Genomic DNA, 18,776 nt, shown 5'->3' with positions numbered 1-18,776 from the left:
AACAAGGAAAATATGAACGTCAGTGAAGGGAAATCCGTTACCGTCCACTATGTGCTAAAATTGGAGAACGGCAGGGTGTATGAAAGTACCCTGGAAGAAGATCCGCTTGTTTACACCCACGGCCAAGGCGAAATAATTAAAGGGATGGAAAAAGAGCTTACCGGAATGTCGATAGGCCAACAGAAAACCTTTATTGTGGAACCCGAAGAGGGATACGGCGAAGTTACACTTGATGCGTTGCTTGAGGTCCCGCGTGAACATGTCCCGATGGAAGCACGGATGGTGGGAGAAAAAATAACAGCAGTCGGTCCCAAAGGCCAGAAGGTGGAAGGCTTTGTATATGAGGATAAAAGAAAAACATTGGTCATTGACTTCAATCATCCACTGGCAGGCATGACACTCTATTTTGAAGTTTCAGTGGTTGACATTCAGGAACCTGAACCGGCGTAAAACCTCCCTCATGGTCCCTCTGCAGTAACATCAACCTACGCAGCGGGACCCCTCCCCCCTCCACCAGATACAACAGCCTCCGGCTATCGGCTTTTGGCTAATCGTTTTCCGGCGATCATCAGCAAGATACGGAGAAAAGTCTTTCGGTTTCGATACTTTTCAAACATTGCTGTGCTACGATTATAGTAGTTGACCGGAATTTCTATCATCCGCTTGCGGTCATTTAATATCTCCACCGCCATCTCAGCAAGCAACTCAGGTCCGTTGCCCTCCAATTTGTCTTTGAGATCATCATAGCACGACCGCCACATTGCCCGGAATGTACAACCAACATCTGAAATTCTCACTTCGCGTCGCCACCAGAGCATCTCTATCAATTTAGCTAGCAGGATATTAGCAATCCTGACCAATCCCCGCATATCTGAGCCCTGCTCGATCAACTGCCTGGTGGTTCTGGTACCGACCACCATATCGGCCTCTTTGATGTACTGCAGCAATTTGCAGATATCGTGCTCTGGAAAGGTGTAGTCAGCTTCAGCCATGACAATGATATCTCCGGTAACACGATCCAGTGCATACCGCATTTTTTCGCCATACAATACGATATCCTGCGGACAACGGATAACCTCGGCCCCACAGGACCTGATCTTTTTCTCTACGGAATTGACAAACGGCACCACCACATAAACAGTATCAATCGAGCGGTTTCGCCGATAACGATTGATGGTAAAATCAATATTTTCCTCAACACCTTCGGAGTAAAGAAGCAGGGTAATATGATTTTCGTCAAAGGTGATATTGCGCTCATAATAGCGAGCAAGATTAAGACTATCCCGATCATTGATATTGACGTAGGTCCCCTTAATTTCAAAACAAAGGACACCTGGCTCCTTGCTGCATAACGAATCAAGGAAGGTCACAAATTCAACATATCCATCGGCGGCCTGGTCAAAGGCATCGGCCAGAAGGGGGAAAAAATCAGGAGTTAAAATAAAAGTTCCCAACCCCAATAGGTTATTTTCCAGCACTTGGGGCTTTTCCACCAGGTTCAGCACCCTGCCGCCCTCTTTATGAACCGAGTAGTTGCGCTTAATGAGCTTGGTATCATCAGCATCCATTACCGTACAGGTGGCAAGCGCATGTTCATAATCGATATCGAGCAGTTCTGCGTGATTGGAACCGACATAGCATTCATCACTCAACATAACGCAACAGGGACGATTGAGATCGCGTCCTGCGAGCAGGATTGACCAGCCCAAGCCCTTATCGAGTTCGCTATTGTCGATATAATGCAGCGTAACTCCCAGCCACGAGCCATCCTTGAAGTAATCTTTGATCACCCCGGAAAGGTAGCCGACAGTCATATAAATTTCATCTATCCCGAGCTGATCCCGCATCAGACAGATGATCCTCTCCAGGTTGGGTTTACCATTAACCTGAAGCATTCCTTTTGGAACAAGACTCGTGTAGGGACGCGCACGTACCCCTTTTCCTGCTGCTGGTATCAGTCCTACAAGTTTACTCATGTCCTCACCTGGATAAAAAATAATAGACAGTGAGATAGAGATACTTCAAGGTCTCGGAAAGGTGTTGCATTTTCGCTTCTCCCGTATGGCGAGGCGTGAATTCAACACCAATCTCTTTGATGGTAATCTTTCTGCGGGCAAAGGCGACGCCGAGCTCCAACACATGCTCAAATCCTTTACGAGATAATTGCACTTCATACAGGGCTGAGCGGTTAAATGCCTTGCATCCTGTGTAGAGATCAGTCACTTTCTGGTCAAAAAGCAGGTTAAACAGCCATGATATAAGTTGATTGCCCAAACGTTTGGTCAGGGGCATAAACCGGTTTCGTCCACCCAAAAAGCGACTGGTATAGACTACCTCGGTACGGTCAAGCTGTTCTATAAGATCAGGAATGGCCTCTGGCGGATACTCACAGTCAGCATCGATAATAACGATCTTTTCATTGTCCGAATTTGCTATTCCATCCAGCAGCGACCCGCCATACCCTTCATTGGTAGCATGACGAATCAGGGTGACATCATCAAAAGACGAAATAATGTCCACAGACCTGTCAGTCGAGGCATTATCTACATAAATGAGGTTCAGAGGGAGGGCCAAGGCTGTCACCCGACGGTGAAACTCTGGAAGTATTTCCGCTTCGTTAAAGACGGGTACAATAACATCTGTATATTTAACGGTCTCTTTTTGCATCATATAGTGTTTTAAATAGTCGTGGTTCCTCTAAAGGATTCTTTCTCAAAAAAAGCCATCCTAGCGACAACTGCTCCCCCATACAACGAAATTCGCTCCTTTCTGAAAAAGCTTTCTCTAATAATTAAAGTCACACTGAAAAAGTGCATCAAACAAGCAGTATACAGGACGAATTAAGTTTTTTGGCAAGGACCTTGACTTCAATGATTTCCGAACCCTAAAAAAAAAAAGCTGCATACCAGATCAGTATGCAGCTTTCAATTACTTATAAACAGATATTACAATCAGTCTTCAACCACATCAATGCCTTCCAGCTTCCAGTCTTCAGTTCGCTCCGGCCTGGCCCATGTCCATTTTTCTGCAAACTTCACGGGTTCAGTCATGCTTCCTTCAACCAGGTCGCCGGTTTTATCATCCACTGTATAATCAAGCAAATTGGCAGTGAACAAGACGGTAATAAAATCTTCATTTCCTTGCTTGCCGGCATCTATTACTTCTACTTTCCTGACAGCAATGCTTTCCAGCTTATTGATATGGCCTTTGGCCTTCATCTCTGCGAAATGCTTTTCATACTCTTCCGCCAACTGTTTTCCCAACAGATGACTGTAGCTGGCAAGATCACGCCGCATCCAGCCTGCCTGGATTTTAAAAAATACATCTGAGGCTATTTCCACAAAATATTTTTCATCAAATCCCGGATCAGTGGTTCGGATCTCCGCAATTCCGTCCTCAAGAGTGTTGGCCTCCCGAATGGGCGGCACTGGTGGAGCAGAACTTTTGGCCTGGTCGGAAAAAGCACCACCGGAAAAGGTATTTTTATCGAATGGCGGTGGTTTATACCCTGCGGATGAAGAACCTGTCGGTCTGGAGACAAACCGCTTATACAAAAAGTAACCGGCAACACCTAATAACAGCAGCGGCAGGATTCCCATACCGCTACCGCCCATGCCAAACATGCTACCAAGCAAAAGACCGCCAAGGGCACCACCCAATAATCCTCCGGCAAGCCCTCTGCCAAAACCGGACTTCTGGCCCTGCTGAGCCTGTTTTGTTTGAGCCGGTGATTTATACGTTTTTTGAGGGGTCGAGCGACTAAAGCTCCTTCCGCCAAATTTGGAACGGGCATCGGCATAATCTGTCGTGATTCCAGCCTCACAGAACATTACTGCAAAGAGAATCAGAAAAAATGGTGCCAGTTTACTCAAGTGTGTCATCATAATTATTTTTCCAGCAATGTTTTTTTGTTGCCCAGCCATTAAAAAAGGTGGGATTTAGAGTTTGAGTGTTTACAGTATCTCCTAGTGAGATGCAACAAACATAATGCCTTTTTACCGTGGGTCAAGGTACTGTCCGCAGCAACTGATGGTGACGCCTGATACACCAACAACACTTCCAATGGATTCTACAGTTCAGAAAGATAACATACCAGACCTGGTAGAGATAGCTACCGGCTCACCCCAACAGCTTAACACATTTTCCCTTGTTCTCACCGCTATAGATATCGATCATTCCATTGACTCGGTCAATCGGTCAATTCAAGTCAACAGGGACCAGGCCCACACGGCTCAATTACAGCTAAATAAATACACAGAAGAAAACAAAAACTGGCCTCCCTTGCCTGAGCAAGTATGGCAACCACCTTTTTTTTATCCGCAAACGACCATCCTGCTGATGGGTCTGCTTGCAGTTTTTTACTGGCATACAGGGGGATGGTATCCTGATAATCCCTGGTTTGAAACCGGTGCCATTGACAGCCGGAAAATTCTCTTTGAAAACCAGTGGTGGCGGTTGGTGACGGCCTTAACCCTGCATGCTGATATCGTTCACCTGGTGGGCAATTGTCTGATTGGAGCTAACATTATCCTTCTGCTTAGTCGTGCCGTCGGCTATGGCCTTTGCTGGTTCATGGTGCTCATGGCCGGCACTGTCGGGAACTGGATCAATATCGTGGTCCGCGACCAACCGCACCTATCCGTCGGTTTTTCCACTGCTGTATTTGCCGCCATCGGTATTTTGGCAGGCATCAGACTTCGATCCGGGCAAAAAACCTCTCTTAAGCACTATCTTCTTCCTTTAGGAGCAGGGGCCGCTTTGCTCACCTTACTGGGCAGTTCCGGCCCGTCCACGGATATAGGCGCCCACTTTTTCGGTTTTCTCAGTGGTATCCTTACAGGCGTAGTATGCAATCGTCAAAAACTGGTCAGAACGGCAGCCACCAACCAGGTGCAATATCTACTCATGCTTGGCTCGCTTTTGTTTCTTCTGGTATGCTGGGGAACTGCTTGGAGCCACCATTAGCACCTCCTTAACCTGCAAGTGAGTGTACACAGGGTTTCTTTCTCCTGTTTTATGATGATTCAGGATTGACGTCAGGTACCAATGTGCATACATTAAATTGCGTTTATTAAAAATTCAGCAGAAAGTGATGGTCACACTCTCTTTTGCACGTTTACAAATTGCTGCAGAAGTACAGGGTTGCCCATCCATTATCCTCCTGCCGCCAACCTGAATAACCAGAGGTACATCCATGCCAATGAACGAACAACCACCCTGGGGACAAAAAAAGCGTCCCTCTTCACCGGAAGATTTTCTTGCTGCGCTTATCCGCAAAATAAGAGAATCTTTTACCAACCAACAAAAGCCAACCGGACAAGGTGACGACGAAGGGAAACCACCGACCGAAGGACCTGGAATGTTTGCCGGAATGGGGAAGGTGGTAATGATTATTGCTGCTGTTTTCCTGTTTCAAGTTATCTACTCTTCCTTTTACACTATTCAGCCGGGCGAAGTAGGGGTTATGCTCAGGTTTGGTCAGTATTCGCGGACAACCGACCCAGGACTGCACTTTAAAATTCCGTTTATTGAACAGTTGTATAAAGTAAATGTGGAAGCAGTGCGAAAAGAGGAATTTGGTTTTCGCACCAGGACTCCCGGTAAAACAAGCAATTTTAACCGAAGCGGTTTCGATATGGAGGCCTTGATGTTGACTGGCGACAAAAACGTCATTGAGGTCGCCTGGATCGTCCAATATATAGTCAGCGACCCGGTGAAGTATCTGTTCAAGGTTCGCAATGTTTCCCAGGCAGTGCGCGATGCCTCGGAAATGGTTACCCGCAGGATTGTCGGCAACATGGATTTTGACTACGTACTAAGTAACCGTGAAATTCTTGCTGCAGATGCAAAAAAAGAACTGCAGGGAGAACTTGACAACCTGGAATGCGGCGTGAAAATTGGTACTCTGCAGCTTCAGGATATTAACCCACCGGAAAAGGTAAAACCTGCCTTTAATGAGGTTAACATTGCCGATCAGGACATGAAACGTTTGGTCAATGAGGCAGAGGAAACTTACAATCGGGTTATCCCCAAAGCGCGTGGTAGTGCAAAACAAACCGTTGAAGAAGCACGTGGATATGCTATTGAGCGGACCAACCGCGCGATAGGAGAAACCAACAGGTTCAATGCTATTTTAAAAGAATACCAAGGGGCACAAGAAGTAACAAGGCAACGCATGTACTTGGAAGCGATGCAGGAAATCCTTCCCCATGTTGAACAAGTTTACGTGATGGATAAAAGCAACCAGGCAGTGATTCCATTTCTGGACCTGACGGGAAAAAGGCAGAAACAGAGCTCCCCAACCCCCCAGTAACAACATGACAGTACATTGTCTAATGTTTCTACTCTAACCATGTGAGACCCATGAAGAAAATAGTTCAAATTTTAGGATTAATTATTGTAGTAGCTGCAGGGGTTACCGTCTGGGACGGCTTTTATATCCTTAAAGAAGGGGAACAAGCTGTTGTTACCCAGTTCGGCGCGCCGGTTGGTGAGCCGCAGACGGAAGCCGGCTTAAAACTCAAAATGCCTTTTATCCAGGATATTCGAGTGTTTGAGAAAAAAATTCTGATGTGGGATGGCTCTCCAAATCAGATCCCGACCAACGACAAGACTTTTATTTACCTGGATACCACGGCACGCTGGCGAATTATCGATTCCTTGCGTTTCCTCCAGGCTGTTGGTACTGAAAATCGTGCCCGTACTTTGCTTGATGATATCCTTGACGGTACCCTGCGTGACCTTGTCAACAAGAACGACCTGATTGAAATAATCCGTAGTTCAGATTGGACCAAGGACTATATGACCTCCACCAGCCAGGCTGGAGACCTGATAGTACCCCCTCAATTGGGACGTGACAAAATCAGCCAGATGGTCCTTGAAGCTGCGGCTAAGGTTATGCCCCAATACGGCATCGAACTAATCGATGTTATGTTTAAGCGAGTTAACTACATCGATTCGGTACGTGAGAAGGTATATGACCGTATGATTTCTGAACGTAAGCGTATCGCTGCTGAAAAACGCTCTCTTGGTGAAGGCCGAAAAGCCGAAATTCTCGGTCGGGTAGAACGAGAGTTGAAAGAAATCACTTCTAAAGCAAAGCGTGAGGCCGTCGAAATAGAAGGTAAGGCTGATGCCGAAGCAACCAAAATTTATGGTAAAGCGTATTCAAAGGACCCGGAATTTTATGCTTTTATAAGAAGTCTTGAAAGTTATCGTGACATTATCACCAACAACACTTCGCTGGTGCTTTCATCTGACTCTGATTTATTTAAATATTTGGAGTCACTTAAAGTAAAATGATTTTTCGCGCTCCGTAGCGTTTACAATAAAAAAGGCCGTGTCTGAGACACGGCCTTTTTTATTGTTCTCTTTCCACACCACAACAATAATCAACTCATTTACTCAATGATAACTCCGGGCCCTTCATCGGCATAATTCGGCCGCTGTTCAGGAGAGTACGGAATCCTTCCCCGCTCCTCAAGCAGAGCTTCGAGCTGGAGCAGCTCCTGTTCAGTACTTATGGCATCCAAGCCCAATTGTTCAAAACGACAGCTGCAATAAACCAATTGCCCCCCACACCAAGGGCATATTTCCACAGGACACCCCAGTTCATGTTCCTCACCGGTGCAGGCATGGCATGCAGGGCATATATCCTCATCAATCTGCAGCGGATCATAGGAAACGAACCGTTTATGCTCGGCACAGATTCGCTTGAACTCTTCCTCGCTTTCGTACTGAAAAAAATCAAGGAGCTCCCGGGCAAGAAATCCGTCACCCACGGTCCCCTGAAACTCAATTCCTTCGCTGGATACCAGATAGAGGTAACCTTCTCTAAGACCAGTCATTGCTCCCAACAAAAATACTCCATGCTGGCGAGCAAATAAAACTATATCTTTAATCAAAGCTTCTTTGGCTCCGGGAAGTGTCCGGTAAAATTCAAGGAGCACATTGAGACCGATTCTGTCGTCGCGATACACGTCGAGCAAATCCTCTGCCTTGTCGAAAAAACCGTCAGGAACTGCATATTCCATGACCTCTTTGATGTTCTCTCGCATTTCTTTCAATTCGTCTTGCATACAACAACCAACCTTCGGCCTCCACAGAGGCTATTTATCTATTTTATCACGCTAAAACTGATCCTTCCAACCGAGCCCCCTTCCCCATTCCAGACTTACAAACTTGATTTTTATTCACAAATAAAGTAATATTACTGGTTGGTAATCAAAGTAGGCCTCAACCGTGGAAAAGTTCAACGTCCTCAAAACGATGTTCTTATCCTAGAACGGAATCGAAACAACACCTCATTAATCTACCTTAACCGGTGGACCATCGCATCTTTTTTCCGAGGTGTTCCTTTTAATCTGTAGTGCCAGTTACTCTTCATCCTGTATTTCAAGGACTAATCGGCATTGCAATTTATTCGCAGGAAAAAACAGCTTATGACCGATATAGTTAAAAAAAACACCCACGCACAGTTGATCATTGGTGACAACACCTACGAACTGCCAATTTTAAAAGGCGCAGAAGGAGATAAGGCGATCGACATCTCAAGACTGTTGAAAGATACAGGATTTACCACGTATGATGTCGGCTCTAAAAATTCAGCTTCATGCAGCAGTTCCATCACCTATCTCAATGGCGACAAGGGTATTTTACGCTATCGCGGGTATGACATTGAAGACCTGGCTGAAAAATGTCTTTTTATTGAAGTAGCATACTTATTGCTGCACAACAAACTGCCTAATCGGGAAGAACTGGAGGAGTTTCGAACCTTACTGGAAGAATACGCCCTTCTCCATGAGGATATGATTCATTTTTTTGATCATTTCCCGCCCAACGCTTCACCAATGTCCATTCTCTCCGTTATGGTAAACACTCTGCACAACTACTACCCGGAGATGGGTGACGACCCGCTGTTAAACATTAACAACACGGCCAGTCGGCTGATTTCAAAAATCCGAACCATTGCCGCTTTTTCCTACAAAAAGTCCATTGGTCACCCTCTGGTTTACCCGCGTAACGACCTCTCCTATTGCGGAAATTTTCTCAACATGATGTTTGACACGCCGGTTAGGCCATATACGGTTCAGCCTGAAGTGGTTGCAGCGATGAACAAACTGCTGATACTCCATGCAGACCATGAGCAAAACTGCTCAACTTCAGCCGTCCGCCTTGTCGGTAGTTCAGGTGGCAACCTGTACGCATCTATTTCTGCCGGTATAAACGCCCTCTGGGGCCCCTTGCACGGCGGTGCAAATGAAGCAGTTATCCAAATGCTTGAAGCCATTTATCACGACGGGGCAGACTATAAAAAGTATATCGCCAAGGCCAAGGACAAAAATGATCCGTTCAGGTTATCCGGCTTTGGCCACAGAGTTTACAAGACCTACGATCCTCGCGGAACCATCATTAAAAAAGCCTGCGACGGCATATTGAATGTATTGAATGTTTCCGATCCACTGCTCGAGATAGCAAAGACGCTGGAAGAAATCGTACGCAATGACGACTACTTCATCAATCGCAATCTCTACCCCAATGTTGATTTCTACTCAGGTATCATCTACCGGGCCATCGGTATTCCGACCAACATGTTCACGGTCATGTTTGCCCTTGGTCGCCTGCCGGGATGGATTTCCCAATGGAAAGAAATGCGGGAGGATCCTGCGACCAAGATTCACCGCCCCCGCCAGGTGTATACAGGGGAACCAGCCCGTATTTTTGCTCCTTTGGGTGAGCGGCTTTAGCGCGAACTTCTCTTAACCATTGAGCAAAGTTGCACTGTCATACGACTTTGCTCAACATAAAAAAAATAATTGAAGATAACCTAGAGTTAAACAAGTGGAAACAATGCTCATGAGAAATTTGGGTTAGACTCCTCTACCAGCGCTTTGGACTATAAAATACCGAAGCAATGACCGTTGATCCAGAGTGAGGTCCTCAAATTGAACACCAAGTCGTTTAGTGCGGATTACACTAAAGAGGGATGGGGGAACGAGTGCTATTTCAGTAACTATTTCACCAGGAAGGTGTGGCAGATACGTCTCTTTATCTGAAGAAAAAAGATCAAATTTGTAACTGCTAATACGTCTTTCATTAAATGCGATGTAGTTGATGGCCATTCCTGATTCGCTGATATCAATTATTTCGCAAGGATTTGCTTCCACAAAGGCCAGCGTCCCTTGCTTTACCTTATAACGTGGATGCTTACGCCGCTCTTCCCTATGTATTGCCTGCGGCATCATTTTACATAATCACCGAAAAAATACATTACGATTTACACGATTCAATAAGTTGACAATATTCGCGCACTAATTTCCACCGTTGGGCAGGACTTAAACGAAAATAAATGGGACTGAGCATCAGAATTCGTATTGCTTGCCGAGGACTCATATTCTCTCCTCCCGATTTAAATATACCCGTTGCCCATTTTAATGCAAAATTCGCTCCTTATCTTAGAAATACTCAAACACCGACAATAGCCGCTTTCAGAACCTGAATGTCGTCCTAGCTGCAACAAAAAAAATAAAAAATCCGAAAAAACGGAACGGACTATAAGAAATATCCTTAATCGTGGAAAAAAACACTAAGGGCAGTATGCAGCGCTCATTATATCAACGAAATACGTTCATCTTTGCCAAGATTTTGACCAGAATCAAGATGCACTGTCAGCGGTACATCAAGAACGACTGCATTTTCCATTGATTCCTGCAATAACCGAGCGACTGCTGTCAGCTCTCCGTCAGGTACTTCAAGAACAAGCTCATCATGTATCTGGAGAATCATCTTGGCCTGAAAAGCGCTCTTCCTCAGCTCTCCATCTACCTGCAACATGGCCTTTTTCATAATATCGGCGGCAGTGCCTTGAATGGGTGTATTAATAGCGATACGCTCCGCAAATTCGCGTTTAGTTCGATTACTGCTATTTATTTCGGGTACGCTTCTCCTTCGCCCTGTCAATGTTGTAACAAACCCTTTTTCCCTGGCTTCAGCTACAACCTTTTCCATGAAATCCTTTATTCCGGAAAAATGAGCAAAATAGCGATCAATAAATGACTGCGCCTCCTTCCTGCTTACATCGAGTTGGTTGGCCAGGCCATAGCTCGACATGCCGTACACAATGCCAAAATTAATTGTTTTGGCTGCTCGGCGCATTTCTGCTGTTACCAGCTCCGAGGCAACAGAGAAAATCTGTGAAGCGGTTTGCTGATGGATATCATCCCCTCTCTTAAAAGCAGCAATCAAGGATGGGTCTTGTGAATAGTGCGCCATTACCCGAAGATCGACCTGGGAGTAATCGCCGGCCAGGAGCTGCCATCCGCTTTCAGCAACAAAGGCTGATCGAATGCGCCTTCCCTCTTCTGTCCTGATCGGAATATTCTGTAAGTTAGGATTGCTTGAACTAAGCCTTCCGGTGGCGGTCCCGCATTGATTATAGGAAGTATGAACTCGACCGCTTTGCGGATCACGGAGCGCTGCCAATTTATCCACGTATGTTGACTTGAGTTTGGCGATATTGCGATACTGGAGAATCAACGCAGGCAACTCATGATAATTTTTCAATTTCTCTAAAACCTTGACATCTGTTGACCATCCGGTTTTCGTTTTCCTCCCCTTCGGCAACTCAAGTTCTTCGAACAAAATGTCGCCGAGCTGTTTCGGGGACTGTATATTAAACTCTTTGCCGGCAGCAGCATAGATCTGTTGCTCATAACGAACAAGCTCTTGCCCAAAATCATGGGCAAGGGTTGCCAAAGTATCGGCATCAACAACAATACCCACTGTTTCCATGGCGGCAAGGACTCTGACCAATGGCCCCTCCACATTCTCAAGTAATGGGAGCAAGCCCCATTCTTTCAACTGTTCACGCTGTCTGGTAAAAAGTTGCCATGCACCATAGACATCTTCGCAGCTGTAATCCTTTGCAGCATTGAGTTCGACCCGGGTAAACGCATCATCTTTTTTATCTCCTTTCACCGCTTCAGCAAAAGGAGTGAGACGAAGGTCAATTTCTTCACAGAGATCATCCAGCTTATATGACCTCCGCCCCGGATCAAGTAACCAGGCACCTATCATTGTATCATGCAGCGGCCCCGAGAGTTGCACTCCACCATTGCGTGGCGAGGCTAACACTGCATAATCATATTTTAGATTATGTCCCACCTTAACGACCTCCTCATCTTCAAAAAAGGGTCGTAATTTTTCAACAAGAACGTCTTTATCAAGTTGACCGGAGACTCTTTGCCCATCTTCCACGTGCCCACAGGGGAGATACCAGGCAGCTTTATCATCGAGACACAGAGAGATACCCACGAGATTTGCAACCCGAGTATTTAAAGAGTCGGTTTCAGTATCAAGCACCACATGGGAAGCCGATGCGAGCTGCTGACAAAGCCCATCTAACTGCTCCTCATCCTGGACGAGAAAAAAGGCATCCGTACTCACTTTGGTGGTTTTGACTTCATTTTTCAGAAGAGAATGAAACTCGAGCTCAGTATACAGACTACGCAACTTATCATGGTCTACCTGCTGAACGACATATTGCTCAAGCTGCGACGGAACATTAGCCTCCCGGTTGAGCCGAATCAGATCTCTTGAAAGAAAAGCATCATCTTGATGGGCAATAATTCGTTCCTTCATCTTCGACTTTTTCAACTCATCAACAGCACCATACAAACCCTCCAGTGTTTGATACCGGCTCATCAGTTTTTGTGCTGTTTTAGGCCCGACCCCCGGTACACCTGGAATGTTATCGGCACTGTCGCCGGTTAAGGCAAAATAATCGAGCAGCCCTGCAACTGAAACACCGTATTTTTCCTCAACAGCCCCTTCGTCCATAAGCCGGTCGTTCATAGGATCCCACAGGGTTACCTGGTCGGAAACAAGCTGCAGTAAATCTTTGTCGCCTGATACAATGACAATTCGACACCCAAGAGCAGTCATCCTGGCAACCGACGAGGCGATAAGGTCGTCAGCCTCCTGCCCGGTCTCGGCAAGACTGAGAATATTATAGGCCTCTATCAGCGAATGTATATAGGGCACCTGAACAGCGAGATCGTCGGGCATCGGCGGCCTATTTGCCTTATACTCAGAAAACATATCGTGCCGAAAAACCGGCCCACGGCTGTCTAAAGCGATGGCAAGGTATTGTGGGCTCTTTTCGTTGATGAGTTTTTTCAGCATGGTTGCAAAACCGTAGATAGCATGGGTCGGCAACCCACTGCTATTGGTCAGCGGCCTCACTGCATGGTAGGCACGATAAATATAGGCGCTACCGTCTATGATGTATATCTCTTGAGTGGTCATGGCATATTGCGGGTAGAAGAAAACGATTGAAAAATAAGTATTCAGAGGCCCTTACCAGGGTTTGAGGTATAGGGGTAAATAAAAAGCCCCTGCCAAACGGCAGGGGCTATTAGTAATTTAAAAAATACCTATCAGAGGGAAGCGCTCTTTACCCATGATGCCTGAGGACCTTTATCGCCCTCCTCAACAGCTAACGTTACGGCATCACCTTCGGATAAATCACTCATGGAAATATCTTTTAGAGCTCCAGCATGGAAGAATATTTCCTGCTGATCACCAGTGACAATAAACCCATAGGCTTCTTCGGGGAAAAGCCGTCTAATCACTCCGGATGCTGCGGTATCCACGGTTGCTCCGAGTGCAGCCTTGGCTCCTTTGTGGTTTTGTTTTTTTCTTACCTTCTCTTTGAGCTGTAAACCAAGCACATCAAATGCCTCAACCAACAGTGGCCTGACATTTTCTCCCCAACGTTTTACAACGACAGTATCGTTAGGTACAGAAGCGACCAAGCGAACCTCGTATCCCCCCTCTTTATAACCAGGGGTAGCCTCAATCGTTACGCGAAGATGATGCACCAAACCGGCATAATGACGGATAAGCTTATCGCGCTCTCCCTCAATTTTATCCTGCCAACCTTTTCGCATATCGAGATTTTTGGCTTCGATTTTCAGTTCCATACATATCCTCCACTGTTTATAGCGTTGGCGGCCCCATGCCGCCTCTCAACAGAACTCTGTTTTCCCAATCCTGACAGACTTCGACACAAACGCACCACTGCTCCCCCGAGCATAGCATAATATTGAACAATAATGGGATGTGACAAGAAAGATGAGGAAGTGTGAGAAAACAAAGTAACCATACTTTGACTATAGCCATTCTTTATCTTATAAATCAAGGGGTAGGATTACATTTTCTTGACCTAAACGCCAAACGCTGGTTACTCTTGCTTTATGACTACACATACTAAAAAAGGCGTGCTCCTCTTAAACCTTGGTGGCCCCGAAAAAATTGAAGATATTCGACCATTTCTCTACAACCTTTTTTCAGATAGACAAATTATCAGACTAGGTCCGTCATTTTTACAAAAACCGATCGCTGCCCTCATAGCCAGGCGCAGGGCACCAAAAAGCGCAGTCAACTACAGCAAAATAGGGGGAGGCTCACCACTTCGTAAAATTACCGACCAGCAGGCAGCAGCTCTTGAGCAAGCCCTTGCACACGATGGCAATTTTACGGTCCGTTCCTGCATGCGCTACTGGCATCCCTTTGCAAAAGTGGTCCTTACCCAACTGGTTGCCGAAGGGGTCAAGGAAATCATTGCTCTCCCCCTCTATCCTCATTACTCAATAGCAACCAGCGGCTCATCATTTTCCGACGTGGACCACACCGCAAAAAAATTAGGGCTCAATCTCGGCATAACAAAAATCGATTCCTGGCCGGCTCAACAACAATACATAGAGAGCCTTACCGCAAAAATCGATGAAGGCCTTCTTTCCTTTGCAGGGGAAAAGGCTGAAATTGTTTACAGTGCACACAGCCTGCCTGTGCGTTTCATTGAAGAAGGCGATCCCTATGTGGACGACTTGCAAAAGACCATTGCAGCCCTTGAAGAGCGAACGGGAAAGAAAGGTCACCTCTGCTATCAAAGCCGAAGTGGGCCGGTAGAATGGCTAGGACCGTCAACACCGGAAACAATTGAAAAATTAGCCCACAACCAGTGCAAAAATCTGCTCATTGTGCCCATTTCCTTTGTTTCCGACCATGTGGAAACACTCTACGAGCTGGACATCGAGTACAGAAAATTAGCCGAAGATCTGGGCATGCGGTATACAGTGACCAGTGGCCTGAACACTGAACCGCTTTTTATCGAAGGGCTACGTCAATTGGTTTTGATGAAGTCGTAAAAACCTTGCCCTCCTGCGTCGTGACATTTTACGCATTTTGGGCAAAACTCTCAACTTCCCTTCTCGCAGCTTCATCAGGTAGTTTGGAACCGACGCATACGTATGTTCATCAATATACCAATAGCAACCATGGTTGTTATCAAGGAGGATCCACCATAGCTGAACAAAGGCAGCGGAATTCCCACAACCGGCAAAAAGCCCATAATCATAAAAAGATTAATAACGGCCTGCCAAAAAATCATCATTACCAGCCCATAGGCAAGCAGTACCCCGAATTTATCCCTTGCACTCAGGGCAATATTAATCCCCCAGAGAAGCAGAAAAAAATAGCAGCTGAGAAAAAACACTGCTCCGGCAAAGCCCCACTCCTCTCCCCATACCGAAAAAGCAAAATCAGTATGGCGCTCAGGCAAAAAATTCAAGTGTCCCTGGGTTCCTTCCATAAACCCCTTACCAAAGGTTTTACCACTTCCAACCGCAATCTTTGACTGCATTATCTGGTATCCGTGGTTCATCGGATCGCCCTCAGGATTGAGAAAGGTCTCAATACGCCGCCTCTGGTAATCTTTGAGCAGGTATTTCCAACCAAATAAAACACATGCCAGGCCGGCACCACCAAGAATGCCGACAGTTGACCAACGCAGCTTGACAAACAGGGTCATGGACACAAAAAGGATGCCAAGCATAAGTGCCGTCCCCAAATCAGGCTGAATCATGATTAGTACAAAGGGAATAGCCGTAAGAATGCCCGGCTTAATCAGATCCCGGATGCGATAGCCATCACGGACTTCATTTTTGGAGTAACAGGAAGCGAGCACAAGTACCAGGGTCAACTTTGCCGGTTCAGAAGGCTGCAGCTTAAAAAAACCAAGATTAATCCAACGTTGGGTACCGGCAATGGTATCCACAAACAAAGTGGTATACAGCAATAAAAGGACCACCCCGCCATACATCAGATAACCAAAGGTTGCCAACTCAATGTAATCAACCGAAATAAAGAGCAGAATCAAAAACAAAGCCGCAACAAAGAGATAGAGCTGCTTAAAAAATACAGGCGAAGCGCTCCCGCTCCCATTCCAAGTAGAACTGTAGAGATTAGCCAGTGCCATACCGGATACCAAAACCAGCATGAGCAGCATCACCCAATCAAAATGAAGAATTAATCGACGATCAAAACGTAACATGAACCCTTACTGTATCACTTGAGTTTGCTGCCGAAGTATATCTCCGGCAATATCGTTGACTAGCAACGGACTATCTCCTTCCAACATACGCTGCGGAACAACCACAGTATCAATCTCTTCCAGCGCATACTTACCGGCAAAATATTTTTCCAACACCGCTCTGGCCACCGGTGCTGCAGCGCTACCGCCATGCAGACCGTGTTCCACCACAACGGCAACAACAATTTCCGGATTTTCCGCAGGAGCAAAGCAGATGAAAAGTGCATGATCCCTGTACTTATACGGGATATCCTCTTCCTTAAGATGAATGTATTGCTTAAGGCGAACTACCTGCGCAGTACCGGTTTTACCGCCGACCATAATATTTTTGTCCGATACTCTCGCCCGCCTGCCTGTACCGCGTTTTCCATTTACAGCCTCTACCAGTCCTTCCCGAACAAGTTTAAGATTTCGCCCCTGTCCTCTGAGTCGTTCCAGCACCACCGGCGTAAACGATTCGATAACGTGACCATCAGGATCTTTTACTTCCTCTACAAGCGTCGGTTTATACAGCGTGCCTCCATTGGCAAGGGCAGCGGTCATCAATGCCAACTGAACCGGCGTAACCAAATTAAACCCCTGGCCGATAGCGATTGAGAGTGTCTCCCCTTCCTGCCAGGATTTCCCAAACCGGTTTTTCTTCCAGGCAGCAGTGGGAACAAGCCCCGGTTTTTCATGTTCCATCTCAATACCGGTCTTTTCCCCCAGGCCAAATAATTTGGCATACTTTGCCAGCCTGTCCACCCCAAGGCGTTGCCCGACTTGATAAAAATAGACATCACAGGATTCGGAGAGGGCCCGCTTCAAATTAACAGCCCCATGGCCGCCCCGCTTCCAACACCGGTAGGTCCTGTTACCAAAGCGATAATGCCCCGGACAATAGATGACTGAGTCGGGCGTAATAACTCCTTCGGCTAACCCTGCAAGTGCAGTAATGATTTTATACGTAGAACCTGGAGGATATTGCCCCTGTACCAGCTTATTGACCAATGGGTGGTGCGGGTTATCCAACATAGCGTTCCACGCCTTATGTGATATGCCCCCCACAAATTCATCAAGATGCAAAGCAGGAGCACTGGCAAGCACCAGCAATCGCCCGGAATTTGCCTCCAGGGCAACAACCGCCCCTGCATAATCCTGTTCATCCATGATCTCTTCTGCAGCTTTCTGCAGTTCCATATCCAGAGTCAAGCGCAAATCATTACCAGGGAGCGGCTCAATGCCTTTCAAGTTTTTCTGTTCAAATCCAAGGGCGTTAACTTCCATATAATTCCGCCCCTTTTCACCGCGCAGATCTTTTTCACGCAGCCGCTCCAACCCCATTTTACCGACCAAATCGCCGCCGCGATAGATCCCTGGTTCAGACGCAGCAAGCTGCTTCTTGTTTATTTCGCCAAGGTAGCCAATTAAATGTGAGGCATGATTACCCCAATGATAGACCCGAAGCGGAACCACTTCAATCTTAATACCCGGCAGATCCATGCGATTGTTCTCTATCTTGGCAACGGTTTCCCAGTCTATATCTTCAGCCAGGCGCACGGGTATATGACCAGGGTTGTGGGCCATTTTTCTTATTTTTTCGAGTATATCAGATACATCAACCCCTAAAATTCTGGTGATTTTCTTCAGCCATTCATCATCAATCTTGTTATCTTCCCGTACCCACACCACATTAAACGAAGGGCGATTGGTCACTATCTCCCGACCATAACGATCCACAACATTGCCCCTTGGTGCAGCCACTTCCAGGTAACGAACTCGATTGGAATCCGCTAACTCCCTGTAATATTCTCCTTTTTGCATCTGGAGAAACCACAATCGGCTGATAATAACGGCAAAGAAGAAGAGAAGCACGAAAGCGGCATAAAGAGCCCGTTTTTTATACGCGTCAAGCTCGTTATCATCACGGGGGGTCAGCTTAGTAACCCCTGGGTCTTTTTTGCGCTCCGCAGCTAGCATCGGCTCTGGACGCCGACGATTTTTCCGTCTGATATTTTTCATAGTGTCTTACAATAACGATGCATTTTCAACCAGTGGCTATCCATAAATGAGGATTTTAGCCTAAGTTCGTGCGTGCGACAAGTTTTGCAGCAGGCCATACAGCAAGTAATCTGAGGATAGGGTTTTGAACATAATAGTCAAATAGGATTAAAAAACTATTTATGAACGTCACCAACCGGCCGGGATTTTTCATCAGTTCAGGCGCTGCCAGGTTCTAAGTTAGCGGCAGTAAAAGGTAAGCGGAGACTCGGGGTAAGCGTAGTCTACGCTTACCTTTTACTGCAAAAATACAGAAGAAAACGGCACAGTATGAGCTGCCCTTCGGTGAACAGTTTTTGATTGT

At 46.3% G+C, this 18,776-nt stretch carries 15 protein-coding genes; 6 read left to right on the top strand and 9 right to left on the bottom strand.

Translation table 11 applies throughout. The features are described 5' to 3' along the window. The first annotated feature begins 12 nt into the window (after positions 1 to 12). Positions 13 to 450 carry an FKBP-type peptidyl-prolyl cis-trans isomerase gene (locus tag ACHZCY_RS17680; RefSeq protein WP_205223416.1) on the top strand — a complete coding sequence of 146 codons (438 nt, stop codon included), beginning with the start codon at positions 13 to 15 and terminating at the stop codon, positions 448 to 450. 83 nt (positions 451 to 533) lie between these two features. On the opposite strand, the gene ACHZCY_RS17675 is transcribed toward ACHZCY_RS17680, so the two are convergent. From ACHZCY_RS17675 to ACHZCY_RS17665, 3 genes are all read right to left on the bottom strand, one after another. Continuing rightward, entirely contained in the window at positions 534 to 1,976 is a 1,443-nt protein-coding gene (locus ACHZCY_RS17675) for a sugar phosphate nucleotidyltransferase (protein WP_205223415.1), read from the bottom strand. 4 nt (positions 1,977 to 1,980) lie between these two features. After that, positions 1,981 to 2,670, bottom strand: coding sequence for a glycosyltransferase family 2 protein (locus tag ACHZCY_RS17670; RefSeq protein ID WP_319549849.1), 690 nt, complete (start codon positions 2,668 to 2,670; stop codon positions 1,981 to 1,983). Positions 2,671 to 2,951: 281 nt separating this feature from the next. Further along, entirely contained in the window at positions 2,952 to 3,884 is a 933-nt protein-coding gene (locus ACHZCY_RS17665; RefSeq protein WP_205223413.1) for a Tim44 domain-containing protein, read from the bottom strand. Positions 3,885 to 4,062: 178 nt separating this feature from the next. Between ACHZCY_RS17665 and ACHZCY_RS17660 the strand changes: the two genes are divergently transcribed. The 3 genes from ACHZCY_RS17660 (at position 4,063) to hflC (ending at position 7,302) form a co-directional block, all read left to right on the top strand. Continuing rightward, a complete protein-coding gene (locus tag ACHZCY_RS17660; RefSeq protein WP_319549848.1) occupies positions 4,063 to 4,965 on the top strand; it encodes a rhomboid family intramembrane serine protease in 903 nt (300 codons plus the stop codon). 229 nt (positions 4,966 to 5,194) lie between these two features. Further along, positions 5,195 to 6,313, top strand: coding sequence for an FtsH protease activity modulator HflK (hflK, locus tag ACHZCY_RS17655; protein WP_319549847.1), 1,119 nt, complete (start codon positions 5,195 to 5,197; stop codon positions 6,311 to 6,313). Positions 6,314 to 6,363: 50 nt separating this feature from the next. Next, positions 6,364 to 7,302 carry a protease modulator HflC gene (gene hflC, locus ACHZCY_RS17650; RefSeq protein WP_319549846.1) on the top strand — a complete coding sequence of 313 codons (939 nt, stop codon included), beginning with the start codon at positions 6,364 to 6,366 and terminating at the stop codon, positions 7,300 to 7,302. 98 nt (positions 7,303 to 7,400) lie between these two features. Here hflC and ACHZCY_RS17645 read toward each other — a convergent pair whose 3' ends face one another. Next, the gene (locus ACHZCY_RS17645; protein ID WP_319549845.1) at positions 7,401 to 8,078 is read right to left on the bottom strand and encodes a hypothetical protein; all 678 of its coding nucleotides are present in this window, start codon (positions 8,076 to 8,078) and stop codon (positions 7,401 to 7,403) included. A 363-nt stretch (positions 8,079 to 8,441) separates the two neighbouring features. Between ACHZCY_RS17645 and ACHZCY_RS17640 the strand changes: the two genes are divergently transcribed. Further along, a complete protein-coding gene (locus ACHZCY_RS17640; protein WP_205223408.1) occupies positions 8,442 to 9,746 on the top strand; it encodes a citrate synthase in 1,305 nt (434 codons plus the stop codon). 123 nt (positions 9,747 to 9,869) lie between these two features. Here ACHZCY_RS17640 and ACHZCY_RS17635 read toward each other — a convergent pair whose 3' ends face one another. From ACHZCY_RS17635 to ACHZCY_RS17625, 3 genes are all read right to left on the bottom strand, one after another. Beyond that, positions 9,870 to 10,244, bottom strand: a complete 375-nt coding sequence (locus ACHZCY_RS17635) for a PilZ domain-containing protein (RefSeq protein WP_319549844.1) — start codon at positions 10,242 to 10,244, stop codon at positions 9,870 to 9,872. Positions 10,245 to 10,608: 364 nt separating this feature from the next. After that, positions 10,609 to 13,305: a DNA polymerase I gene (gene polA / locus ACHZCY_RS17630; protein WP_319549843.1), complete on the bottom strand. Its 2,697-nt coding sequence runs from the start codon at positions 13,303 to 13,305 to the stop codon at positions 10,609 to 10,611. A 131-nt stretch (positions 13,306 to 13,436) separates the two neighbouring features. After that, on the bottom strand, positions 13,437 to 13,982 hold the full coding sequence (locus ACHZCY_RS17625; protein WP_205223405.1) for a cold shock domain-containing protein: 546 nt from the start codon (positions 13,980 to 13,982) through the stop codon (positions 13,437 to 13,439). Positions 13,983 to 14,255: 273 nt separating this feature from the next. Between ACHZCY_RS17625 and hemH the strand changes: the two genes are divergently transcribed. Further along, positions 14,256 to 15,209, top strand: a complete 954-nt coding sequence (gene hemH / locus ACHZCY_RS17620) for a ferrochelatase (RefSeq protein ID WP_319549842.1) — start codon at positions 14,256 to 14,258, stop codon at positions 15,207 to 15,209. Positions 15,210 to 15,283: 74 nt separating this feature from the next. On the opposite strand, the gene rodA is transcribed toward hemH, so the two are convergent. Both rodA and mrdA read right to left on the bottom strand, forming a co-directional pair. After that, positions 15,284 to 16,393 carry a rod shape-determining protein RodA gene (rodA, locus tag ACHZCY_RS17615; RefSeq protein ID WP_205223403.1) on the bottom strand — a complete coding sequence of 370 codons (1,110 nt, stop codon included), beginning with the start codon at positions 16,391 to 16,393 and terminating at the stop codon, positions 15,284 to 15,286. A 6-nt stretch (positions 16,394 to 16,399) separates the two neighbouring features. Continuing rightward, entirely contained in the window at positions 16,400 to 18,433 is a 2,034-nt protein-coding gene (mrdA, locus tag ACHZCY_RS17610; protein ID WP_205223402.1) for a penicillin-binding protein 2, read from the bottom strand. Between the last annotated feature and the right edge of the window lie 343 nt (positions 18,434 to 18,776).

Origin of the sequence: Desulfogranum marinum (assembly GCF_963675105.2) — a bacterium.
In the GTDB taxonomy this organism is placed as follows: domain Bacteria; phylum Desulfobacterota; class Desulfobulbia; order Desulfobulbales; family Desulfobulbaceae; genus Desulfogranum; species Desulfogranum marinum.
This window is presented reverse-complemented; position numbering and strand designations above follow the sequence as displayed.